At 53.8% G+C, this 23,818-nt stretch carries 16 protein-coding genes; 5 read left to right on the top strand and 11 right to left on the bottom strand.

Going from position 1 to position 23,818, the window contains the following annotated elements:
* Window positions 1–57: 57 nt before the first annotated feature.
* The 3 genes from VSR74_RS14755 to VSR74_RS14745 all read left to right on the top strand — a co-directional run bounded on the left by VSR74_RS14755 (window position 58) and on the right by VSR74_RS14745 (window position 3,141).
* Window positions 58–1,107 (top strand): YeiH family protein, encoded by a 1,050-nt coding sequence (locus VSR74_RS14755; protein ID WP_347795410.1) that lies wholly within the window; start codon window positions 58–60, stop codon window positions 1,105–1,107.
* A gap of 79 nt (window positions 1,108–1,186) precedes the next feature.
* Window positions 1,187–2,044 carry a deoxyribonuclease IV gene (gene nfo, locus VSR74_RS14750; protein WP_347795409.1) on the top strand — a complete coding sequence of 286 codons (858 nt, stop codon included), beginning with the start codon at window positions 1,187–1,189 and terminating at the stop codon, window positions 2,042–2,044.
* A 2-nt stretch (window positions 2,045–2,046) separates the two neighbouring features.
* Entirely contained in the window at window positions 2,047–3,141 is a 1,095-nt protein-coding gene (locus VSR74_RS14745) for a sugar kinase (protein ID WP_347795408.1), read from the top strand.
* 22 nt (window positions 3,142–3,163) lie between these two features.
* Here the strand turns inward: VSR74_RS14745 and VSR74_RS14740 are convergent, their stop codons facing one another.
* Both VSR74_RS14740 and rihB read right to left on the bottom strand, forming a co-directional pair.
* A complete protein-coding gene (locus VSR74_RS14740; RefSeq protein WP_347795407.1) occupies window positions 3,164–4,414 on the bottom strand; it encodes a NupC/NupG family nucleoside CNT transporter in 1,251 nt (416 codons plus the stop codon).
* Window positions 4,415–4,526: 112 nt separating this feature from the next.
* Complete coding sequence (gene rihB / locus VSR74_RS14735; RefSeq protein WP_347795406.1) at window positions 4,527–5,459, bottom strand: ribosylpyrimidine nucleosidase; 933 nt, start codon at window positions 5,457–5,459, stop codon at window positions 4,527–4,529.
* 129 nt (window positions 5,460–5,588) lie between these two features.
* On the opposite strand from rihB, the gene VSR74_RS14730 reads away from it, so the two are divergent.
* Window positions 5,589–6,287 (top strand): transcriptional regulator YeiL, encoded by a 699-nt coding sequence (locus VSR74_RS14730; protein WP_347795405.1) that lies wholly within the window; start codon window positions 5,589–5,591, stop codon window positions 6,285–6,287.
* 67 nt (window positions 6,288–6,354) lie between these two features.
* On the opposite strand, the gene VSR74_RS14725 is transcribed toward VSR74_RS14730, so the two are convergent.
* From VSR74_RS14725 to fruB, 6 genes are all read right to left on the bottom strand, one after another.
* Window positions 6,355–7,605: a NupC/NupG family nucleoside CNT transporter gene (locus VSR74_RS14725; RefSeq protein ID WP_347795404.1), complete on the bottom strand. Its 1,251-nt coding sequence runs from the start codon at window positions 7,603–7,605 to the stop codon at window positions 6,355–6,357.
* Between the two features lie 91 nt (window positions 7,606–7,696).
* Window positions 7,697–8,632, bottom strand: coding sequence for a pseudouridine-5'-phosphate glycosidase (locus VSR74_RS14720; protein WP_347795403.1), 936 nt, complete (start codon window positions 8,630–8,632; stop codon window positions 7,697–7,699).
* Entirely contained in the window at window positions 8,620–9,561 is a 942-nt protein-coding gene (locus VSR74_RS14715) for a pseudouridine kinase (RefSeq protein ID WP_347795402.1), read from the bottom strand. Before VSR74_RS14715 ends, VSR74_RS14720 begins: the two co-directional genes overlap by 13 nt.
* A gap of 286 nt (window positions 9,562–9,847) precedes the next feature.
* On the bottom strand, window positions 9,848–11,533 hold the full coding sequence (fruA, locus tag VSR74_RS14710; RefSeq protein WP_347795401.1) for a PTS fructose transporter subunit IIBC: 1,686 nt from the start codon (window positions 11,531–11,533) through the stop codon (window positions 9,848–9,850).
* 16 nt (window positions 11,534–11,549) lie between these two features.
* Complete coding sequence (fruK, locus tag VSR74_RS14705; protein WP_347795400.1) at window positions 11,550–12,488, bottom strand: 1-phosphofructokinase; 939 nt, start codon at window positions 12,486–12,488, stop codon at window positions 11,550–11,552.
* Window positions 12,489–13,619: a fused PTS fructose transporter subunit IIA/HPr protein gene (gene fruB, locus VSR74_RS14700; RefSeq protein WP_347795399.1), complete on the bottom strand. Its 1,131-nt coding sequence runs from the start codon at window positions 13,617–13,619 to the stop codon at window positions 12,489–12,491. It lies immediately after the preceding gene.
* Between the two features lie 373 nt (window positions 13,620–13,992).
* Here fruB and setB point away from each other — a divergent pair, with 373 nt between their 5' ends.
* On the top strand, window positions 13,993–15,174 hold the full coding sequence (gene setB, locus VSR74_RS14695) for a sugar efflux transporter SetB (protein WP_347795398.1): 1,182 nt from the start codon (window positions 13,993–13,995) through the stop codon (window positions 15,172–15,174).
* Here setB and VSR74_RS14690 read toward each other — a convergent pair.
* The 3 genes from VSR74_RS14690 to VSR74_RS14680 are packed head-to-tail and all read right to left on the bottom strand — an operon-like array spanning window position 15,171 to window position 23,554.
* A complete protein-coding gene (locus tag VSR74_RS14690) occupies window positions 15,171–16,496 on the bottom strand; it encodes an HlyD family type I secretion periplasmic adaptor subunit (protein WP_347795397.1) in 1,326 nt (441 codons plus the stop codon). The two genes, setB and VSR74_RS14690, sit on opposite strands and share 4 nt — an antisense overlap.
* Window positions 16,497–16,498: 2 nt before the next feature.
* The gene (locus VSR74_RS14685) at window positions 16,499–18,226 is read right to left on the bottom strand and encodes a type I secretion system permease/ATPase (protein ID WP_347795396.1); all 1,728 of its coding nucleotides are present in this window, start codon (window positions 18,224–18,226) and stop codon (window positions 16,499–16,501) included.
* Between the two features lie 51 nt (window positions 18,227–18,277).
* A complete protein-coding gene (locus tag VSR74_RS14680; RefSeq protein ID WP_347795395.1) occupies window positions 18,278–23,554 on the bottom strand; it encodes a peroxidase family protein in 5,277 nt (1,758 codons plus the stop codon).
* Between the last annotated feature and the right edge of the window lie 264 nt (window positions 23,555–23,818).

The raw sequence follows: 23,818 nt of genomic DNA, 5'->3' as shown, positions 1-23,818 counted from the left end.
CAATTTTATCTTTAAACCAGCACGGCGTAACCTTTTAGCCAGATAAAGGAGAAGGTTATGGCAGAACTCACATTACGCGAACCTCATCGTTCAGTTAAACATTTCATCCCCGGGCTGGCGCTTAGCGCTGTGATCACCGGGGCAGCACTCTGGGCCGGGAGCATTCCCGCCATTGCAGGCGCCGGTTTTAGCGCCTTAACCCTGGCGATTCTGCTGGGGATGGTTATCGGCAACACCGTTTACCCTAAAATCTGGCAGCCCTGCGACGGCGGCGTGCTGTTCGCCAAACAGCATCTGCTGCGGCTCGGTATCATTCTTTATGGCTTTCGCCTGACGTTTTCGCAAATTGCTGAAGTAGGCGTCAGCGGCATCGCCATTGACGTACTGACCCTAACCAGCACCTTTTTCCTGGCCTGCTGGTTGGGGCAAAAAGTGTTTGGTCTGGATAAACATACCAGTTGGTTGATTGGCGCGGGCAGCAGTATCTGCGGTGCGGCGGCCATTCTGGCAACCGAACCGGTGGTTAAAGCCGAAGCGAGTAAAGTGACCGTGGCGGTCGCGACCGTGGTTATCTTCGGTACACTGGCGATTTTCCTCTACCCGGCGATGTATCCGCTGCTGGCCCACTGGTTCAGCCCGGAAACTTACGGTATCTACATCGGCTCAACGATGCATGAAGTCGCGCAGGTTGTCGCCGCAGGTCATGCCATTAACCCGGATGCAGAAAATGCGGCGGTGATTGCAAAAATGCTGCGCGTGATGATGCTGGCGCCGTTCCTGCTTATCCTTGCGGGACGTGTGAAACAACTGGCTCCGTCTGACAGCGCGCAGAAAAGCAAAATCACCATCCCCTGGTTTGCGGTGCTGTTTATCGTGGTGGCGATTTTCAACTCCTTCCATCTGCTGCCAAAAGCGGTGGTTGATATCCTGGTCACCCTGGATACGGTACTGCTGGCAATGGCGATGGCGGCCCTGGGCTTAACCACCCACGTTAGCGCACTGAAAAAAGCAGGTGCAAAACCGCTGCTGATGGCGCTGGCCCTGTTTGCCTGGCTAATTGTCGGCGGTGCGCTTATTAACATTACTGTCCACGCCCTGATGGCATAATGCATCACGACTTCTGTTAACTAACCCGCTATGATTACGGTTTGCTTTCCCTCCTCTGGCGGGTTTAACAGGAGTCGTTATGAAATACATTGGAGCGCACGTTAGCGCCTCCGGCGGCGTAGCCAACGCCGCCATTCGTGCAGCAGAATTAGAAGCGACCGCTTTCGCCCTGTTCACCAAAAATCAGCGCCAGTGGCGCGCCGCCCCACTCACTTCTGAAGTGATTGATGAGTTCAAAGCGGCCTGCGAAAAATATCACTACACTTCCGCACAAATTCTTCCGCACGACAGCTATCTGATTAACCTCGGCCACCCGGTTGCAGAAGCGCTGGAAAAATCCCGTGAAGCCTTTATCGATGAGCTTAGCCGCTGCCAGCAGCTCGGTCTGTCATTGCTGAACTTCCACCCCGGTAGCCACCTGATGCAAATTGATGAGGATAAGTGCCTGGCGCGCATCGCCGAATCCATCAACATTGCGCTGGCGCAGACCGAAGGCGTAACCGCAGTAATTGAAAACACCGCCGGTCAGGGCAGCAACCTTGGCTTTAAGTTTGAGCACCTGGCGGCAATCATTGACGCCGTGGAAGATAAATCCCGCGTCGGCGTCTGTATTGATACCTGTCACGCCTTCGCCGCTGGCTACGATTTACGCACCACTGAGGAATGCGCAAAAACCTTTGCCGAGTTTGAGCGTATCGTCGGTTTTCACTATTTACGCGGCATGCACCTGAACGACGCCAAAAGCGCTTTCGGCAGCCGGGTCGACCGCCATAACAGTCTCGGCGAAGGCAATATCGGCCACGACGCCTTCCGCTGGATCATGCAGGACGACCGTTTTGACGGCATCCCGCTCATTCTGGAAACCACAAACCCGGATATCTGGGCGGAAGAGATTGCGTGGCTGAAGGCGCAGCAGGTAGAGAAAGAGGTCGCGTGAGCATGAACGACAGGGAGAAACAGATACTCAAAATTCTGCGTCGTAATCCGCTTATTCAGCAACATGAAATTGCCGAAATCCTGCAAATAAGCCGTTCGCGCGTCGCCGCGCATATTATGGATCTGATGCGCAAGGGCTTAATCAAAGGTAAAGGTTACATCCTGACCGAGCAGGATTATTGCGTGGTGCTCGGCGCCATCAATATGGATATCCGGGGTGTCGCCGACATTCACTATCCTCAGGCGGCTTCCCAGCCGGGAAATATCCACTGTTCCGCAGGCGGCGTCGGGCGCAACATCGCCCATAATCTGGCGCTGCTGGGGCGTGATGTTCATCTGATTTCGGCGGTAGGAAGCGATTTTTATGGTGACACGCTGCTGGAACAAACCCGACAGGCAGGCGTAAATACCCAAAGCTGCATTCGCCTGCATGGGCACAACACCTCCACGTACCTGTCGATTGCCAATCCGCAGGATGAAACCGTGCTGGCAATTAACGATACCCACCTGCTTGATGCATTAACTCCCCAGCTTCTGAATGCCTCACGCGACCTTCTCACCCATGCAGGCGCTATTCTGGTTGACTGTAACCTGACGCCGCAGGCGCTCGAATGGGTCTTTACCCTGTCTGGAAACATTCCGGTGTTTGTTGATACGGTTTCGGAATTTAAAGCCGAAAAAGTAAAAAGCTGGCTCGGCCATATCCATACCTTAAAACCTACGCGCCGGGAGCTGGAAATTCTGTGGGGCAGCCCTATTGAAAGCGATACGCAATTGCAGGATGCCGTTAAAGAATTACACCGACAGGGTGTGCAGCGTATCGTCGTTTGCCTGGAAGATGAGTCGGTTTATTGTAGCGAGCATCAGGGCGAAGCCTTTCATTGCACATCGCCGGAACACCCTGTCGTCGACAGCTTCGGGGCAGATGACGCGCTGATGGCAGGCCTTCTTTACAGCTTTCTCGACGGTAGCGAGTTCAGGGATGGCGTGCAGTTTGCCGTAGCCTGCGCTGCGTTGTCGCGCGCCAGTATCAGTATCAACAACCCAACGCTGTCAGTAGCTAACGCCTTGTATCTGCTGAAAAACAGCGCACAGTGATGTGCGCTGCATCCCTGTCTCGTCAGGCCAGGCTGATAAAGAACCCCGCAATAGTCGCACTCATCAGATTTGAGAGCGTTGCGGCGGCGAGAGCACGTAACCCGAGCTGTGCGATTTCCGGTGCACGCTGCGGGGCTACGGCCGAGAATGCGCCGACAACAACGCCGATCGATCCAAAATTCGCGAAACCACACAGCGCGAAGGAAATGATCGCAATGGTCTTCACATCCAGCGTTCCCGCCGTTTGTAAATACGGTGAGAAATTGAGATAAGCGACAAATTCATTAATCGCCAGCTTTTGGCCAATCAAACTTCCTGCAAGCGTTGCATCGCTCCAGTCCACGCCCATCACCCACGCAAGCGGTGCCAGAATGTAGCCAAAGATCCCTTCCAGGGTGACGCCTGAAAAACCGAACCAGCCGCCAACGCCGCCAATAATTCCGTTAATCAGCGCAATAATGGCGACAAAGGCCATGACGACCGTTGCCACGCCCGCTGCAATTTTCAGCCCGGTCATGGCGCCATTCGCGGCTGCTTCAATGAGGCTTTTTGGCGGTACTTCGCTAAATGACAGATTCTCGAAAGTGACCTGCGTCTCTTGCGTTGCGGGACTGAGCAACCGGGCAAACAGTATCCCGCCGGGGATAGCCATTAATGACGCCGCCAGTAAATACTCAACGGGAACCCCTAACGCCGCGTAGCCAATCATCGTCGACCCGGCAATTGACGCCATTCCGCTGCAAATTGCGGTAAAAAGCTCATTACGATTCAGGCGATCAACAAAAGGTTTTACAATCGCCGGGATCTCATTCTGCCCGAGAAAAATCGTCGTCACGGCAACAAAAGATTCGATTTTACTGATGTTTAGCGCTTTCTGAAAAATCCCCCCAAGGATGCGAATCAGTACACCCATGACGCCAATGTAGTACAGCAAACTCACCAGCGCCGTGACAAAAATAATGGCAGGCAGCACCCTGAATCCAAAGATAAAACCCGCGCCATCAAAGAGCGTGTCCATTTTCGGCCCAACCAGCGAACCAAAAATAAATGCACTACCGGCATCACTGTACGACATGACTTTATGCACACCGAAAGCAACCTGCTCTGCAACCCATTTTCCGGGTGGTAAATAGAGCATAATGCCGCCAATAACAATTTGCAGAACCAGCGCCGCACCCACCGTCCGCAAACTGATCCTTTTTTTATTGACTGACAGCAGGAAGGCTATTGCCAGCAGCACCGCCATGCCCACAACACTTCTCAGTATATCCATAATGATTATCTCGCCTTACCAGCTCAGATAACGTTACGGGCGACCGCATCCTGCCCATAAAGCATGTCGGGCATACGTGATGGCATACCCGACGATTGTTTTACCCGTAAGGCTAGTGGTACATGCGTACACACTCCTCCACGAGCCCCCAGAACCAGTCAGTATCAATGGCGGTACCCACTTTGGTGTTGGCGGGTTTACCCAGTACGCCCAATTCATCACAAACGGTGCGCCCGTAACATGGCCCGCTGTTCACGTCGACTTCGACATACATGTCGCGGGTTGTAATACCCTGGGGATTGATGAGATAGCCAATACAGGTCGCATCATGTACCGGGCCCCCTGCCAGACCATAATTTTCGAACTGGGTTTTGAGGGTAAAATTCATGATATCGCTGAATAACTGCCCCGCCTTACCGCCCGCTTTTTCCATTCGGGCAATAACATCTGCGGTACAGACCGTTTGATTAGTGAGATCCAGCCCCATCATGACCAGCGGTACACCAGAGGTAAAAACAACTTTCGCCGCTTCAGGATCGGCGAAAATATTAAACTCCGCGGATGGGGTAAAATTCCCTGTGCCATATGCGCCGCCCATCAGGACAATTTCGCGAATTTTAGGCAGGATAGCAGGCTGCATTCGCATCGCCACTGCGATGTTGCTCAGGGGCCCGACCGGCACCAGCGTGATATCGCCATCGCTAGCCATCAATGTATCGATGAGATAGCTGACCGCGTGGGTGCTCTGCGCTTTGCGGGTCAGCGGCTCAAAAACCGGGCCATCAAGCCCTGTTTCGCCGTGAATATTATCCGCGACGATCTGCTTACGCATGATGGGCTGCGGCATTCCCGCATACACCGGCACCTGAATGTCCAGTTTCTGACAAACGTTGAGCCCATTAACCAGAGTTTTATCCAGCGTTTGATTGCCAGCCACAATCGTTATACCTAATAAATCAATGGCTGGATGTCTTGCCGCCATCATAATTGCAATAGCATCATCATGACCGGGATCACAATCGAGAATAATTTTTCGCTTTTCCATTTATTATTTCCTCTGTTAATCATTACGTTATTTTCGTCGCATGACGGAGCACGCAGCCTGGCCAGGGATTGAATGATAACAACGGAAAACGTATGCTAAACATGAGAAATCTCATATCGGGAAAACATCGTGAAAGAAATTAAAAATGACGTTCTTAAACAGCAACTGATTAATCAATCGGACTATAAAGAACGGTTTTCTGCTGAGGTTCTCGAAGATACGCGTCTTTTTCAGGTCGATGCCGGAGGGTATATTGTCGAAGAAGGGCAATCTCCGGTATGGTTGTTTTATCTCGTCCGTGGGCGCGCCAAACTCTACGCAACCTTACCCAACGGCCGCGTGTCGCTGATTGATTTCTTCAGCGCCCCCTGTTTTATTGGTGAGATTGAGCTTGTCGATAAGCACCATGAAGCCCTGGCCGTACAGGCCATAGAAGCATGCTGGTGTCTGGCGCTTCCGATCAAGCAGTACCGGGCGACACTTTTAAATGATGTGACTTTTCTCCGCCATTTATGTCTGGCGCTCAGTCAGAAAAATTATCGAAACATTGTCTCGCTGACCCGGAATCAATCGTTTCCGTTAAACAACCGACTGGCCGCCTTTATTTTACTGACGCAACATGGTGATGTATATCACGAAAAACACACACAGACGGCAGAATATATGGGCGTTACATATCGTCATTTATTGTACGTCATTGCACAGTTTACCCACGACGGATTATTGCTCAGGCAGAAATCAGGTTACGTTATAAAAAACAAGCAGGCACTCATTTCAATGGCAAAAGAAATGGCCCCGAACCATTCGTTTTCTGATTTATTTAATTGATAAACATGTTTGTGGTTATTTTACGCGTAAATATTTAAGCGCCAGATCGCTCTGGCGCACAGAGACATCAGGCTAATCCAATAAAGAATCCCGCAATCGTTGCGCTCATCAAATTAGAGAGCGTCGCCGCAGCGAGTGCTCTCACGCCTAACTGCGCAATTTCCGGCGCCCGCTGGGGAGCAATCGCTGAAAATGCCCCGACAACGACGCCAATTGAACCGAAATTGGCAAAACCACACAGGGCAAACGAGATGATGGCGATGGTTTTTACGTCCAGTGTTCCTGCGGCTTGCAGGTAGGGTGAAAAACTCAGATAGGCGACAAACTCGTTGATTGCCAGTTTCTGCCCAATCAGGCTACCAGCAAGCGTCGCATCGCTCCAGTCAACGCCCATAATCCACGCCAGCGGCGCCAGCGCATAACCGAAAAGGCCTTCAAGTGACGCATGTTCAAAACCAAACCACCCGCCAACGCCCCCGATAATCCCGTTCAGCAACGCGATGATCGCCACAAATGCCATCACGACTGTCGCCACACCGGCGGCGATCTTCAGCCCGGTCATTGCCCCGCTCGCAGCGGCTTCAATAATGCTTTTTGGCGGCGTTTCAGAGAAGGAAAGATTCTCGAAGGTTATCTGAGACTCCTCCGTCGCCGGGCTCATCAGTCTGGCGAAAAGTATGCCACCGGGGATCGCCATTAAGGACGCAGCCAGAAGATAGTCAATAGGAACCCCCATCCCGGCGTAGCCGATCAACATCGACCCGGCAATCGAAGCCATACCGCTACAAATGGCGGTAAACAGTTCGTTGCGGTTCAGTTTCTCGATAAACGGCTTCACAATCGCCGGGATCTCATTCTGACCGAGGAAAATCGTTGTGACCGCGACAAAAGATTCCACTTTGCTGATATTCAGCGCCTTCTGGAAAATGCCGCCGAGAATACGGATGAGCAATCCCATCACGCCGATGTAGTACAGCAAGCTGATAAGGGCGGTGACGAAAATAATAGCGGGCAACACGCGAAAAGCGAACACGAAGCCTGCGCCATCAAACAATACATCCATCTTTGGCCCCACCAGCGAGCCGAAAATAAAGGCGCTGCCCGCATCGCTGTAGGACATCACCTTATGCACTCCCATTGCCGCCTGCTCTACCAGCCATTTCCCGGGTGGGAAATAGAGCATGATGCCGCCAATAGCGATTTGCAGCGCCAGCGCTGCCCCCACGGTACGAATGCTGATGCCGCGTTTGTTAACTGATAACAGGAAAGCAATTACCAGTAACACCGCCATTCCCAGAATACTTCTCATGATATCCATAATGACTATCCTTATCGGGCGGAAAACCTGGCATATGCCAGATTTTCACGATGACAGAGACACGGGCGACAGCACGCTGCCCGCGCAGGCGTTAGGCCAGGCGTTGATACTCCTTCGCGATTTCGCAGGCCAGAATGGCGTTGTTGAATACCAGTTGAATATTCGACTTCAGGCTATCGCCGCCGGTCAGTTCCGCCACGCGCGCCAGCAGGAACGGGGTACTCTCTTTACCGACAATCCCTTGCTGAACAGCTTCAGCTACCGCGCGATCGATAGCCGAGTTGATCTGTTCTTCCGGCATCGCGAACGCCTGAGGGATCGGATTTGCCACCACCAGGCCGCCGTTAAGCCCGGTCTGCCATTTCACCGCCATGGCGCGCGCGATCTGCTCAGGCGTATCGAGCTGAATACTCACTTCGAATGGGCTGGTACGACAGAAAAAGGCGGGGAGTGATTTCGTTTGATAACCAATTAGCGGCACGCCGAAGGTTTCAAGATATTCCGTCGTTAACCCGAGATCGAGAATGGATTTTGCCCCCGCACAAACGACCGCCACATTGGTATGCGCCAGCTCCTGTAAATCGGCCGAAATATCAAAGGTCTGCTCCGCACCGCGATGGACACCACCAATTCCCCCGGTTGCAAAGACTTTAATTCCGGCAAGTGCCGCAATAATCATGGTGGAAGCGACCGTCGTTGCACCATTTTTTCCGGCGGCAACAACAAAGGGGAGATCGCGACGACTGACTTTCGTGACATTATGTCCTTCACGTCCTAACAATTCTATTTCCTGCGGGCTTAACCCCACTTTCATGACACCACCAATAATGGCTATCGTGGCAGGAATGGCACCATGTTTACGAATCGTCTCTTCTACTTCAATAGCCGTTTGCGCATTTTGTGGAAAAGGCATTCCATGAGAAATAATTGTCGACTCAAGTGCTACAACAGGTTTTTTATCATTAATTGCCTGCTGAACCTCGGGTGAAACCTGTAATAGATGTGCTGCTATTTTTAATTCAGACATTCTGCTTTCTCCACTAAAGTTAATACGTTAGCAAAAGATAATTCGGGGTTATTGGTATATTCTGACGAGAGCGCCATTGAGGCGCATCCCTGAGCAAAACGGACAGATTCCTGCAACGAAAGCGCATCACCCCAACAAACGGCCAGCCCTGCCATCATGGCGTCACCGGCGCCAGTCACATTCATGACCTGAGTTTTTAACGGCGCAGACCAGCCCTGCTCGCCGTTGATATCGCTGAAATAGACGCCATCGCCCCCCATACTCAACACCAGACGTTTAAGCCCTTGCTGATGGAACCAGGCAGCGACCGGAACGACGTCATCACGGGAAACAAGCGCTATGCCACTGAGCGTTTCGGCTTCAATCCTGTTAGGCTTTAAAGTATGAATGCGTCCTAACCAGTCGCGGATCTTGCTGCACTTCCATGCGGAGACCGGGTCAACAAAAACGGGGATATCGCCGCAATTTTCCATGACCCACGCAAGCGCCATGGCACTGAGATTACAGTCAACGACAACAACACTCGCCCGGCGAATAAACTCAGCGTGTTGGGCCAGAAAGCCCGGCGTGATTGACTCAGAAATCGCCATATCGTTAATGGCAACCAGCATTTCCCCGGTATTATCCAGCAGTGAAAGATAGCTGGAGGTACTTCCGTCCGGAACGGTCAAACATTTATCAACCTGCACCCCTGCCGACGCGGTTTGCATCAGCAACGACTGACCATAAAAATCATCGCCCACGGCGGTTAGCAGCCAGGATGATTTACCCAGAAGCGCAATATTATGTGCAATATTTCGGCCTACGCCGCCGGGCGTAAATTTTATTTTACCGGGATTTGAATCAGCGTAATTCAATTGACCATGCGAATAACCAGCGACATCCATGTTCGCAGAGCCAATAGTGACAATATAATTTTCTTCAAGCATAGAACGCCCCCGAACATAATTGTCCTTTGATACAGAGATCGTTATTAACGCCACAAAACACATTCATTAAACACATGTTCACTATCGAACATGTGTTTATCCTGGCCAGGTATGAATGCAAAGTAAAGCTAGCAACAGAAGCGTTATGGAAGAGATATGAAGTGAATCACAAATATATTAGCAATATGCGTTTTGCAGTAGAAAAAATGGGATTAAGGACACAATTATTTGAGGCATGAAAAAGGGCGAAGATAATCTCCGCCCTTTTTAACAAGAAGATAAAACCTTACGCCGCTTTCGCCACCGCTTCCACATCAGCGCGTTTCAGCACCGCGTAGGAGAGCCCGGCCACCAGCGTACCGGCAACAATCGCCAGCAGATAACCCAGTACCGGAGTAATCGCTCCAGGGATCAGCAGGACAAACAGACCACCGTGCGGCGCCATCAGCTTCGCGCCCACCGCCATGGAGATAGCACCGGTGATTGCGCCGCCGACGATACAGCATGGCAGAACGCGCATCGGGTCACGTGCCGCGAAAGGAATCGCCCCTTCAGAGATGAAGCACAACCCCAGAACCAGCGCTGCTTTACCCCCTTCACGTTGACCTTTGTCGAACTTATTACGCGCAACCAGCGTCGCAACGCCCATCGCTAACGGTGGCACCATGCCTGCCGCCATAATGGCCGCCATCGGCGCATAGGTTTGCGTACTGAGCAGACCCACACCGAATGCATAAGCCGCTTTATTCACCGGCCCACCCATGTCGGTACACATCATACCGCCGAGGATTGCGCCCAGCAGAACAGCATTCGCCGTCCCCATGGTTTGCAACCAGTGAGTCAGACCCGCCAGAATACCGGCTACCGGTTTACCAATCAGGTAAATCATCGCCAGGCCAACAATCAGGCTGGAAATCAGAGGAATGATCAGGATAGGTTTCAGCGCTTCCATGCTCGGCGGCAGTTTCAGCTTCGTGCTGATGGCTTTCGCCACATAACCGGCGAGGAAGCCCGCGATAATACCGCCTATGAAGCCGGAGCCGGTGCTCACCGCCAGCATACCGCCAATCAAACCTGGCGTCAGGCCAGGACGGTCAGCAATGGAGAAGGCAATAAAGCCCGCCAGTACCGGCACCATCAGGGCAAAAGCTGACCCCCCACCAATTTGCATCAGCGCGGCTGCCAGCGTGTCTGGCACTTCGAATGCTTTGATACCAAAGGCAAAAGAGAGTGCGATACACAGACCGCCCGCAACCACCATCGGCAGCATATAAGACACGCCGGTCAGCAGGTGACGATATGCACCACCGCCCTCTTTCTTCGCACCGTTCGCAGCCTGAGTCTGCCCCGCGGGTTGATAAGGTTTAGCTTCCGCCTGTGCTTTATCGAACTCCTGCGCCGTTTTTTTCAACGCCAGGCCGGTAGAGGTGCGGTACATCGGTTTACCGGCGAACTTCGCCAGATCCACTTCGATATCTGCCGCCACGATAACCAAATCGGCTTGCTCAACTTCTTCCGGCGTAATGGCATTGCCTGCGCCTACTGAGCCGCGGGTTTCAACCTTCACCCACATACCGCGTTTTTTGGCTTCAGTTTCAATTGCTTCCGCAGCCATAAAGGTGTGTGCGACGCCGGTCGGGCACGCTGTGACCGCCACGATGCGTTTTACCGCGCCAGAGGTCGTCGGTGCCGCAATGGCTGGCGCTTCGTAAGGCACCGCATGGCCTTTCGCTTCACTAAGGAACAGTTCCGGGTGGGATACCGCACGGTTGATATCGCCGAGATAAACCTTTTTCCCTGCCAGCGCGTTATCTGCCGGAAGGGATGAACCCAGCACAATCACCAGTTCCGCATCGTTAGGGTTATCAATCAGTTCAAGCTTTGCTTTTTGCGCTGCCGCGCCCAGCAGGGTTTTCGCCATATAGGCGCGAGCCTGTCCGAGTCCGGCATCAATAATCAGCAACGTTCTCATGATGTCTCTCCTGCTGTTAATTGAAAGGTTGTAAATCGACGCGCGCCATCATGGCCGCCAGTTGGGTGCGGTCGGTGATGCCGACGTTGCTCTGGCTAACTGCCAGTGCCGCCACCGCTGTCGCCAGACGCAGTGTATGTTCGCTGGATTCACGCATCAGCAGGCCGTAAATCAGGCCGCCGACCATAGAATCCCCCGCCCCCACGGTGCTGACCACGTCCACTGACGGCGGTTTCGCAATCCATTCACCAGAAGCATTCACCCACAGCGCGCCTTCCGCGCCGAGCGAGATAACCACATGAGCGATGCCCTGCTCACGCAGTGCGTGGGCGGCCTCAATCACATCTTTCATTTCCGGCAGTTTACGACCAGCCCAGATCTCCAGCTCGCGACGGTTTGGTTTCACCAGCCACGGCGCGGCCTTCAGGCCCGCCACCAGCGCTTCACGGCTACTGTCGAAAATGATGCACGGGCATTGACTGCGCAGGCGCGTCATCCAGTCGGTAAAGGCTTCGGGGCTAACGCCTGCGGGTAAACTGCCGCTGACGCAAACCATGTCAAACTGGCCCAGCCAGCTCAGGGAGTCGTTAACAAAACGTTCCCAGTCGGCGGCTGTGACGTCAAAACCGGAGAAGTTAAAGTCGGTGACTTCCCCGTCTTTTTCAGTCAGCTTAACGTTGATGCGGGTACGCCCCTGCACCACCTGAAAACGGTTAGCAATGCCCAGTTCGCTGAACAGTTGCTGAAAACCATCCTGATTATCTTTGCCGAGGAAACCGCCGACGGTGACGTCAATGCCCAGATCCTTCAGCACTTTCGCGACGTTAATCCCTTTTCCTGCGGCATGCAGGCCGGTAGTGCGAACCAGGTTAACTTCGCCACGTTCGATCTCCGGCGTGAACCCCACCAGATCATAGGCAGGATTCAGTGTGATAGTTGCAACGCGTCTGCTCATTTATGCGCCCTCCCCGAGGCCAGAGGCAATCGCCTCTCCTATTGCGTCCAGTGCCTGACGGGCATCGTCGCCCTGAGCGGTGAAGCGCAGGCGATGGCCTTTCTTCACACCCAGTGCAACCACTTTCATCAGACTGCGACCGTTCGCCGGTTTACCGCTGCCATCAAGGTTGGTGACGGTGATATCACTGCTGAACTGTTTGATTGTATTGACTAACATGGTGCCCGGACGCGCATGCAGCCCATGCTCGTTGCGCACCACAAATTCTTCGCTTAATACGTCTTCCGCTGCGGCATCATCGCTGGTCAGCAGCGCCAGCACGGTGGCGGCATCCGCTTTCAGCAGACGTTCAGCTTTATTTTCCAGCAGCAGGTTGCTCAGTCGACTAAGCACCGCCGTGGGTTGGTCGTCGGCCATGGCGACGGTAATCAGTACCGCTGCCGAGGCTTCGCCAACGGTAAATGGTTTAGTGGCGCGGCTAACAGCCACGGCGCTGCGCAGGTTGCCGTTCACGCCGTCGCTCAGCCAAATGCCCTGGCCCAGATTCAGCGGTTGTTCATTGATGGCATGCGCGACAAACGTTGTATCAACCGCTCCGGCTTCCTTCAGACGCGCAGCGTTTAAAGCCTGCAACGTCACCAGATCGTTAGCCGCAACATCCAGCGATAGCGTGTCGTTATCAAGCTTCAGCGATTCGCTCTGCTTTTCACCCATCAGCAGGGCGCGCAGTTCTTCCGCGCTGGCGGCGCTTTTCAGTTGTTCAGCAACCGAGTCATCGCTCAGCACGTGCGTCAGTTGACGCAGCAGGCCGAGGTGTTCGTCAGAGCTGGCGGCAATGCCGATAGCGACATAAGCCGTCTGCCCTTCTCCCCAGGTGACGCCCTGTGGAAATTGATAGACCTGAACGCCGGTTTTCAGCACCTGGTCACGCGTGTCGGTCGTGCCATGTGGAATGGCGATACCATTGCCTAAAAAGGTGGATGTTTGTTGCTCGCGCGCCAGCATCCCGGCGACGTAACCTTCCGCGACGTTGCCCGCGCTCACCAGCGCTGATGCCACCTGACGAATGGCGTCTTCTTTATCCGCGGCCTGCTGGCCGGGATGGATATCCTGAACAGATAACTGGAACATAGTTCTCCTCTCCTGCTGAATTGAATCGTTTCAGCTAACATGAGAAAAAATGCGCCATCCTGCTCCTGCAAAAATGGTCAGATGACGCTGAAACGTTTCAATGGAGTCTGTCCCTTTCTTAACCAACCTGCAAGGGAAGTTGATTTTCTGATGCGTAAATTTAGATCTACAGCACATTTTATTAGCATTATTACCACAACTGCTGATGCCAAAAACCGAACCATGCCAGTACGTCAGCACACCTTCAGCTTAAGTGAGAATTATTTTGAAAAACCTTTTTAATTTTTCTGTGCGGTATTTGATATAGATGACTGTTCATTTTCTGAGTCACGACGTAAACTCCCGCCTCCTGTCACCCCAGCGATAAAGAGATATGCAAAACAGTTCCGCCGCCGCTCCCCGACGTTCGTTTGATCTCACCTCGTCGTCGTTTTTGATTGTTGCGTTTTTGACCGGCATTGCCGGCGCGCTGCAAACGCCGACCCTGAGTCTGTTTCTGACCAATGAAGTCCACGCCCGCCCGGCGATGGTAGGTTTCTTCTTTACCGGTAGCGCAGTCATCGGCATCCTGGTAAGCCAGTTTCTCGCGGGTCGCTCCGACCGAAAAGGCGATCGTAAAAGCCTGATTGTCGTTTGCTGCCTGCTGGGTGTGCTCGCCTGCGTTCTGTTTGCGTGGAACCGCAACTACTTTATTCTGCTGTTTGTCGGCGTCTTCCTGAGCAGCTTTGGCTCGACCGCTAACCCGCAAATGTTTGCCCTTGCGCGTGAACATGCTGATAAAACGGGTCGCGAAGCGGTGATGTTCAGCTCAATCTTACGTGCCCAGGTCTCTCTGGCCTGGGTTATCGGGCCGCCGCTGGCCTATGCGCTGGCAATGGGCTTTGGCTTTACGGTGATGTATCTCAGCGCAGCGATGGCTTTTATCGTCTGCGGGATCATCGTGTGGTTTTTACTGCCGAGCATGCATAAAGGTAAAGGCGCCACGGGCGGGCATATCGAAGCCCCGAGAACCAACCGTCGCGATGCGCTGTTGTTATTCACCATCTGTACGCTGATGTGGGGCACCAACAGCCTGTATATCATTAATATGCCGCTGTTTATTATTGATGAACTGCATCTGCCGGAAAAACTGGCCGGGGTGATGATGGGCACAGCGGCAGGGCTGGAAATCCCCACCATGCTGATTGCCGGATACTACGCTAAGCGCTTCGGGAAACGCTTCTTAATGCGCATCGCGGCAGTCAGCGGGCTGCTGTTCTACGTGGGTATGCTGACGGTACATACGCCAGCACTGCTACTGGGCTTACAGTTGCTGAATGCCATCTATATCGGCATCCTCGCGGGCATTGGCATGCTCTATTTCCAGGATCTGATGCCAGGCCAGGCGGGTTCTGCGACCACGCTCTATACCAATACCACGCGCGTTGGCTGGATCATCGCAGGCTCGATGGCCGGGGTTGTCGCGGAAATCTGGAACTATCATGCGGTGTTCTGGATTGCGCTGGTGATGTGCGTCATCACCAGCATCTGTCTGATGCGGGTAAAAGACGTTTAATACTCTTTGAACGCCAGTTCGAGTCGCGCCAGCAAGGGCTTAAAGAGATAGCTCAGGAAGGTACGTTCGCCCGTTTTGATAGTAACGCTGGCGGGCATACCGGCCTTGATTTTGTAGTCGCCCAGTAGTTTCACCCCTTCGTGTGATACCTGAACTTCCGCCAGGTAATAAGGCTGCTGGGTCACTTCATCAATTAAGCGGTCAGCCGATACGGTGAGCACCCGCGCCGGCACCGAGGGCAATAACGCATGGTTAAGCGCCGGGAAGAGCACATCCACCATTAATCCGGGCGCCATTTTATCGATAGCATGTACCGGAATGCGGGCGTCAATTTGCAAAGGCTGCCCGGCGGCGACAATATCCATCAGATGTTCCCCTGGCTGAATCACCCCGCCGATGGTATTCACTTTGACATCCAGCACCGTGCCGTTAATCGGCGAGCGAATTTCCGTATTATCCAGTTCATGGCGAGTGGAAACGCGTTCATCTTCCAGCATCGCCAGTTCTTTCTGTTTCGACGTTAATTCAGATTCCACATCCTGCAGGTACTCATGCCTGACCTGATACAGCTTGATTCTGATCTCGTTTTGCTGCGACTTCAGTTTGGCGATATTTAAAATATCCTCAGAAATACTCCCTGAGATCTCCGCGGCCTCTCGTTCCAGTACCAGCATCTGGGCTTTGGGATAATAGTTTTTGTCGCTCAACGAACGGATAGCGCCTAACTCCCGGCTAATCAGACTAAACTGGTGATCGCGAAAGCCTTTTACTTTATTCAGATTGTTCATCTGCCCAACCAGCCCATCGAGATTTTCCTGCAGCATCGCCAGCTCATCCTGCACCGTCTTACGTCGGGTCTCAAATAGTCGCGCCTGAAGTTGCCGGGCCTCAATTAAGCGTTTACTCCCGGCGAACTGCCCGGTCAGCCCCGCATCAGGTACGATGGCCTCCAGCCCTTCCCGTTCCGCCAGCAGGCGCTCTTCAATACTTTTTGCAGACAGATACTGCGCCCCCAGCGCGCTATAGCGCATCTCCAGCGGGGTTTTATCCAGCCGCACCAGTACCTGATCTTTTTTGACAATGTCCCCCTCTTTCACCTCAATCGCCGTCACCCGACCACCGCTTAAGTGTTGAATAGTCTTACGATTGCTGGAGAGCGTCACCGTGCCATCGGCGACAACGCCCGCATCGAGCGGTGCTTTTACCGACCACAATAAAAAGCCGCCAACGCCGAAAAGAATCACCATGATGCCGCGCAGTAACGGCGGCCAGATATTGGTATCGACAATATCGTCATCATTTACCGCATTCTGCTTTTTCATTTTCAGGCCTCGCGTTGTTCGCTATTCGCATCCGCTACGGGTTTTAAAACGTTTGCCTGACGCAGGCTGGCAAATACCTGATCTCTGGGGCCAAACTGCTGCATGGCCCCTTCATGGAGGAGGAGCACTTTATTCACCACACCCAGTAGCGTCGGCCGATGGGAAATAATCACCGTCGTCTGCCCCTGGTTATGTAGCGTATTGATGGCTTTAATCAGCGCAAATTCCCCGGCATCATCCAGATTCGCGTTAGGCTCATCCAGCACGATAAACGCCGGGTTGTTATAGACCGCCCGCGCCAGTCCGATGCGCTGGCGTTGCCCGCCGGACAGTTGATATCCCCCCATCCCGAGCGGAGTATCGTATCCCTGTGGAAAGCGCAGGATCATCTCGTGTACCCCCGCCAGTTGCGCCGCGGCGACAATCTTTTCACTCTCCATCTGGGCAAAGCGGGAGATATTCTGCGCAATCGTGCCGTCAAACAGCTCGACATCCTGCGGCAAATAGCCGATAGCCGGGCCGAGTAACGTTTTATCCCACTGGCAAATATCTGCGCCATCGAGACGGACTTTCCCGGAAAGCGTACTCCACACGCCCACCAGCAGCTTCGCCAGCGACGTTTTTCCCGAGGCGGATGGCCCGATAATCCCCAACACCTCCCCCGCTTCAAGCTGGAAGGTGATATTACGCAGTGTGGGGGTGTTCAATCCAGGAGGTGCGGCAAACACATTTTCAACGCTGATTTTTCCCGTCGGGCGCGGCAGAGTGAGCACCGCTTTCGGCGTGGGGTAGCTCTTCAGTAGCGTCGATAGTTGCTGCCACGCGCCGCGAAACTGGACAAACTGTTTCCAACTCCCGATAACCTGTTCAACCGGGTTCAGCACCCGGCCAAGAATAATGGAGGCGGCAATCATCAGCCCTGGGGTAATTTCACCTTTGATAACCAGCAACGCCCCCGCCCCCAGCGCTACCGATTGCAAAAGAATGCGCACAAAGCGGCTAAGCCCGCTTAGCCGCGCGGTTTTATCCGCCAGCCGCGTTTGCAGTACCAGCACTTTGTTATGTTGCTCCAGCCAGTGATTTTTCAGGGTGGAGAGCATGCCCATTGCCTCAATCGCATCGGCATTCTGCAACTGTTTGTTCAGTTTGCTGGCGTTATTGACCGTTAACGCATGCGACTGCTGAATGACCCGCTTAGTCGAAATTTCAGAGAATAGCGTCAGGGCAAACAGGATAAGGATCCCTCCGGCGGAGAGATATCCCAGCAAAGGGTGCACCAGAAAGGCAATCAATAAATAGAATGGCGTCCAGGGGATATCTAATAGTGCGAAAAGGCTGTTACCCGATAAGAACTGGCGCACCTGATCGAGCTCCGCCAGCGCCTGCGCCGGGTTATTATCCCCCGTGGCGACTTTGCGCTTAAAAGCGGCATGAAAAACCAGATGATTTAATTTCACATCCAGTCGATTGCCAAGACGCACCATTACGCTTGCGCGCGCCGATTCGATGAGGCCAATCACAATATAAAGACCAAATATCAGTAACGTCAGCATTAACAGCGTGGTGGTGTTTTTACTGACCAGCACCCGGTCGTAAACCTGCAACATATAAATTGCCGGAGCCAGCATAAGCATATTGATCACACAACTAAAAAACAGCAGCAAAATAAAGGTTGGCTGCATTCCTTTTAGCACCCTGTTTAGTTCTGTTTGCGTATGCTGGCCCGACATAGTCTGCTCCTTATAAAATCAACAGGATATTGCCGTTACGGTGAAGCATTTCTAGAGAATGAAATCCCCCACCGTCATGGTGTTGGCATTCACACCATCCAGCGTGATGACGTCGTTCCCCACGGTAATAGTCGCATCACCCGCAACGGTGGTAATGCGTACCTGAGCTGCGAAGTTGGCGGTGGTCACGCCCAGCAGCCTCAGATCGATGAAGTCCTGCCCGCCAGCCGCATTGCTGTCGAAGTCGGAGATCACATCGCGTCCGAAACTTGCAGAGAAGGCAAAGGTGTCATTGCCGGCATTCCCGTTGAGGGTGTCGTTCCCGGTGCCGCCGTTGAGAATATCGTTCCCCGCACCGCCCGTGAGAACATCGTTGCCCGCCCCACCAAGCAGCGTGTCGATCCCGCCATCGCCCTGAAGGGTGTCGTTACCATCGCCACCATCAAGGCGATCGTTGCCGTTCCCCCCACGCAGCAGATCGTTTCCGCCCAGGCCTGACAGTGAATCGTTGCCGTTACCGCTGGTGATGGTGTTGGCGAGCGCGTTCCCGGTGCCGGTAAAGTTACCGTTGCCAGTGAAAACCAGCTCCTCGACGTTATCAGCCAGCACATAGCTGGCAAGCGTGGTCTGAACATCGTCGTTGCCCGCGCCATTTCCTTCAGTGACGATATCTCCCGCGTTATCGACAATGTACGTGTCGTCCCCGAGCCCGCCCGCCATCGTATCGGCATCCTGTCCGCCATTCAGAACATCATCCCCCGCATCCCCCTGTAACGTATCCCGGCCAGCACCGCCATCCAGCGTGTCGTTGCCCGTGCCGCCAATCAGGGTGTCATCGCCAGCCAGCCCCTGCAGCAGATCGTTGCCACCTTCCCCACGCAGAAGATCGCTCCCTGCGGTGCCGATCAAAATATTGGCAAGGTTGTTGCCCACGTTGAGATCGCCCACCACCTGCGTCGCCGCTGAAGTCAGTACCACCGGCGGATTACCTTCATCGTCCCGGACGGTGACAACCACCTGTAGCGCCCGACCGACGACCGCCTGAGTCGGGGTATAGGTCGCCGCAGTCGCGCCGTTGATATTCACAAAGCCATTTCCAAGGCTCATCCGCCACTGGTAGCTGAAGTTGCCGCCGCTAAGTCCATCGCCGTCAGCAATCCCGGAGACAATGGCAGTCAACGTCAGGCTTTCCGTTGGCGTCAGATCGTTGATGACAGGAAGCCCTGTCGTCGGCAGATTTCGCGGCGTGACGGCCGACGTTTGCGCGGAGACGAGCCGCTCGCTATCCCCCATTCGGTCGGTAAAACTGGCAACCACGCGCAGCGGCGCGCCCTGCAGCGTTCCCGGCACGCGAAACTGCGGCCCGGTCGCCTGATCTTGCCACTGACTGCCAATCAATGCCTGCCAGGTCATCGTGACAACCGTCGCCGCCGCAATGCCGTTACCATCCTGCAAATTACTCAGACTGGCGATCAGGAGATCGCCCTGAGAAGGTGTGGTATCGCTGATGGTGAGATCACCCGTCGCGTTTTGCGCCGTTACCCACAGTTGCTCGCCATTGCCGAACTCCACTTTTTCGATATTCAGCAGTCGGTCGACCCCATCGTTATTGACCAGCCCGGCAGCAGGCGTGGCATGATCGACCCTCAGGCTACCGTCCGCCATGCGGGTAAAGAGATAATTGCTGCTGATATCGCGGTAGACCGCAACGTCAGTTGCCGTTCCCGCCCCCTCGCGCAATATTTCGCGCACCATCGCAATCTGGTTGGGTTTGAGCGTGCCTGCCATCATGTAAGATTTCAGCTCGTTCATGCTGTCGGCGCTGGTGACGCCCGCCAGACCACTCACCGCCAGACGCACGTTCAGCCAGGCATCGCCGTCAATGATGTCATCTCCGGCCTTACCGGTAATACGGTCGCTGCCACCGCCGCCGAGCAGAATGTCGCCGCCGTTATCCGGGTTAAACACCACCGCGTTAGGGTCAGTAAGCCGCTGCCCGCCGATGATGGATTGCAGGCCGCTAATACGGTCGACCCCTTCCTGCGTCAGGTTGTTAGAGAGCGGTACCCCCTGAACCGGCGCGGTTCCAATAGGACGCTCGGTTCCATCCAGCACATCGTTGAATTTCCAGCCTGAGAGCCCCTCGACCAGGTCAAAACGGTCGCGCAGGATAAACTCCTGTTGGTTAACAAAGATAGGGATACCGAGATCCGAGTTCGCCGCGTTCGGGTCGCCTTTATGGATTGCCCAGTCGAAACCGGCCATTCCGTTGTTGCGCTGAATACCGGCCCCCTGAACCATAATGTCGTCACCGGCTTCGCCGTCGTAATCGGTGTCGTTCCCCTGGCCGTTGAGGATGTCGTGCCCAATGATGGTGCTGTTAAAGAACAACTCAGAGTTATCCCCGGTCAGGCTATCAAAGCCATCTCCGCCCTCCAGCCAGTCACTACCTTCATTGCCAAGCAGCGCATCACCGCCGGAACCACCGAGAACGAAGTCATTGTCGCGCCCGGCAAACACCTCCTGCGCATCTTCGCCCACTGACAGGAAATCGCTGCCGCCGCCGCCAAACACCAGGTCGTTACCGTTCCCCGAGAAGATGACATCATGTCCTTCATCGCCATGGAGGAAGTCGGCCCCGCCGATAGGGGTGTTGGTATCGGTGATAATGTCGTTACCGTCACCGCCATGCACCACATCAGCCTCGTCGCCACCATCCAGACGATCGTCTCCGCCATCGCCCCACAGGCTATCAATCCCCTTCCCGCCGATTAGCGTATCGTTCCCGGCTGAACCGCCGAGCACCACATGTCCGCCGCCGGAGTATTTCAGATAAGCGCCATCGCTCGCGCCGTCACCATCCACATCGCCGGTAGCAGCACGACGCACCAGCAGCGGCGACAGCAAATCTTTCAGCGGATTTCCCCAGGTCGGGTCTGCGTCCGTTTGCAGGGCACGGTTGACCTCGAAAATGTAATCAGGGGTCTGGAACAGGTTTGCAGGCAGGTGCGATGACCCGTTATTGCCGAGGTCGCTGTTGCGCATCACCAGCGCTGAAAACGAGTTTGCTTCCAGCTCATTGAGCATGTTCAGACCCTGCGTCCGGCTCAGGTAATAGAAACGATCGCCGTCCTGCAACATCTCCATTTGGGTCTCAAAGACGAAGTTAAAGGTGGAGCCCAGCATGCCGCCAAACTCATTTTTCTGCTCGGCCAGACCGCCAATCCAGAAATCAACATTATTCAGGCCTGACTCTTTCGTCGCCCAGCTACCGGTACTGTTGAAAAAATCCAGCGCATCGGCGGGCGGTGCCGATGTGCCATCCCCGAACAACAGGAAATTCACCGCCGCGCGTTTCCCGTCAAGGGTCGTCTCGTTGAGGATCAACTCATGCTGACCATACGCCGCCATAAAGTTGATAATGGAGGCCGGGTTTTTCAGGAAAGAGGCGAAATCCGCCCAACTGGTGTAGGGGCGCAACTGGCTATTGCCGCTCAGTTCAAAGAACTGTTCACGCGCCTGATTGAGGGTCGGCATCCCGGTTTCACGACCGCGCGCAATGTTCAGCGCCCCTAAATCCAGCGGCAGGCCAACGAGATTATTACGCAGCGCATCGGTAATAAATTCATCAATTTCATTTCCCACCTGCCGCGTCATCCCACGCACAATGGCGCCAATTGCCTGCGCATCCGAGATGGTCTGTCCGTTAAACTCATTAAACGCGACGGGGTTCAGGAAGGCCGTGATCAGGCCAACATCATCCCCCTGCATGGCAATATTGGTACGATCGACGGTTTCCGTCAGCATCGAGTGGCCGAAGCGGTACACAACATGCGCAAACTCGGCAAAAATAGCCGGGTTAATATCGGCACTGTTCGAGAAAACAAAGGGGTCGACCGCGGGCTGGACAGTACGGGCAAACTCTTCGAATACCAGGTGCTGATACTGCATCTCGGTTGAGAAACGCGCGGCCTGGAACAGATATTCACCGTTCCACTGCAGCGAATTGAGGTTTGCCGGAATCGCGGTTATCTGATGCTCGGGCATCAGCCACTGGTTAATGAGCGCCACATCGTTCGTCGCCAGCAGCGTTTCTTTATACTGCTCCACCAGCCGATTGTGCTCATTGTGGAACACCGAATGCACGGCAGTTAAGCCGATGTTTTCATTACCACGTCCATCACCGGTAATGAAATGGCGGGCAAGCAGTTCATCATCATACGTTCCGGCAACGGGCGTACCGCCAATGGCACTGTCGGCATCAGCCGTCAGCCCGGCAGTGGGCACGGCGGAGTGGGCAATATCGTCGAGGAAAGCATGCCCGGTACGTAGCGTACCTTCGGGAAGCAGCCCGCCATTGGCCTCAACCAGGCCGCTGGTCGTCACAATTTGCACCTTACCATTTTCGCTGAGGATCAAATTCCCGTACCGATCCGTTGCCAGCAGCGGAACATTAAATACGTCCTGATCCGTTAATTTAATACCGAGCAGCATTTCAGCCTGCTGTTTAACATCCGCCCAGGTTGCCAGCCCGCCATCTGCGCCCTCTAATAAATTCCCGGTAGGCACAGGCTTCCCGTCTACCATCACATATTCCCGGATAAATATTTGATGAGAAGGATGGGAGGTATAGGTTTGGTTTTGATCGATAAAAGGCGTTGTGAGATTGATGGTATTATGGTTTTCATCGACTTGCGATCGTGTCAGCACCATAAAGTTTGTTCGCGATCCCTCAACAAATAATGGGTCATCCGGCTGAAGAGGAATAAAAACAATACCATTCCCTGCTTTCGGAATTAAATCTAAGCCGTGATCAAAAAACTGACCGAAAAAAGTCATCCAGCCATTAAATGCCGGAGATAAACCAATATCAGGCGAGAGGTTAGGAATGGAGAGCGAACCATTTTCCGATACCGTACCGCCGCCGGGCGATCCCAACAACCCTTCATGCGCCTCAACCGCAGCGGGGTTTGACGCCGTTTGGTCGGAAATCAGGTTACTGATAATACGCGGGTCAGCATCGATAACCGTCGCACCGTTTAGCTGCGTATAGCTGGTCATCGCATCGGCATCCTGCCAGTTGAGCGCGGTCAGTCTCGGCATGGTTTGATCGGCTGCGCCGTAGAGTTCCTGGCCCGGCAGCAGGTTATTCCAGGATCCATCCACGGTGCGGATCCCATAAGGTAGAAGTGGGCTGGAGACAAGTTCGCGCAGGAGGTCGCCGTTGACACTGCCATCTGCGTTTGTCGCGGCTTCGGAGATCTTGATTTGCTTTAAAATAAACTCAAGATCGTGCAGCGTAACGGTAAAGTCGTATTGTGAGGCCATAACCATTACCTCTTTATTGATATAAAATAGTTGGCGCTTTCCCGGGCGTGTTAAAACACATCTGGAAAAAGTGCGAGCTGGAGTAAGTAAAGTTAATTACTTGATTGCTTTTACCCTTCCCTTTTGTTGTTACTGAGTCTTTGTTCATCCCAGGATAATAGATGAAAGGTGAGTTATCCCTCCAGGAAAAAGGCTTTCGTAAAATAGAGATATATAACCAGCAAAGGTATTAAATATATTAATTATCAAACTAAGATAATTCAC

Source organism: Pseudocitrobacter cyperus (assembly GCF_039889165.1).
In the GTDB taxonomy this organism is placed as follows: domain Bacteria; phylum Pseudomonadota; class Gammaproteobacteria; order Enterobacterales; family Enterobacteriaceae; genus Pseudocitrobacter; species Pseudocitrobacter cyperus.
Note: the sequence above shows the minus strand (reverse complement) of the source record. Positions and strands in the feature narration are given on the sequence as shown.

Bases quoted from the DNA above. Each gene is read 5' to 3' on its own strand.
- VSR74_RS14755 (WP_347795410.1), top strand. From the start codon at position 58: ATGGCAGAACTCACATTACGCGAACCTCATCGTTCAGTTAAACATTTC.
- nfo (WP_347795409.1), top strand. From the start codon at position 1,187: ATGAAATACATTGGAGCGCACGTTAGCGCCTCCGGCGGCGTAGCCAAC.
- VSR74_RS14745 (WP_347795408.1), top strand. From the start codon at position 2,047: ATGAACGACAGGGAGAAACAGATACTCAAAATTCTGCGTCGTAATCCG.
- VSR74_RS14740 (WP_347795407.1), bottom strand. From the start codon at position 4,414: ATGGATATACTGAGAAGTGTTGTGGGCATGGCGGTGCTGCTGGCAATA.
- rihB (WP_347795406.1), bottom strand. From the start codon at position 5,459: ATGGAAAAGCGAAAAATTATTCTCGATTGTGATCCCGGTCATGATGAT.
- VSR74_RS14725 (WP_347795404.1), bottom strand. From the start codon at position 7,605: ATGGATATCATGAGAAGTATTCTGGGAATGGCGGTGTTACTGGTAATT.
- VSR74_RS14720 (WP_347795403.1), bottom strand. From the start codon at position 8,632: ATGTCTGAATTAAAAATAGCAGCACATCTATTACAGGTTTCACCCGAG.
- VSR74_RS14715 (WP_347795402.1), bottom strand. From the start codon at position 9,561: ATGCTTGAAGAAAATTATATTGTCACTATTGGCTCTGCGAACATGGAT.
- fruA (WP_347795401.1), bottom strand. From the start codon at position 11,533: ATGAGAACGTTGCTGATTATTGATGCCGGACTCGGACAGGCTCGCGCC.
- fruK (WP_347795400.1), bottom strand. From the start codon at position 12,488: ATGAGCAGACGCGTTGCAACTATCACACTGAATCCTGCCTATGATCTG.
- fruB (WP_347795399.1), bottom strand. From the start codon at position 13,619: ATGTTCCAGTTATCTGTTCAGGATATCCATCCCGGCCAGCAGGCCGCG.
- setB (WP_347795398.1), top strand. From the start codon at position 13,993: ATGCAAAACAGTTCCGCCGCCGCTCCCCGACGTTCGTTTGATCTCACC.
- VSR74_RS14690 (WP_347795397.1), bottom strand. From the start codon at position 16,496: ATGAAAAAGCAGAATGCGGTAAATGATGACGATATTGTCGATACCAAT.
- VSR74_RS14685 (WP_347795396.1), bottom strand. From the start codon at position 18,226: ATGTCGGGCCAGCATACGCAAACAGAACTAAACAGGGTGCTAAAAGGA.
- VSR74_RS14680 (WP_347795395.1), bottom strand. From the start codon at position 23,554: ATGGCCTCACAATACGACTTTACCGTTACGCTGCACGATCTTGAGTTT.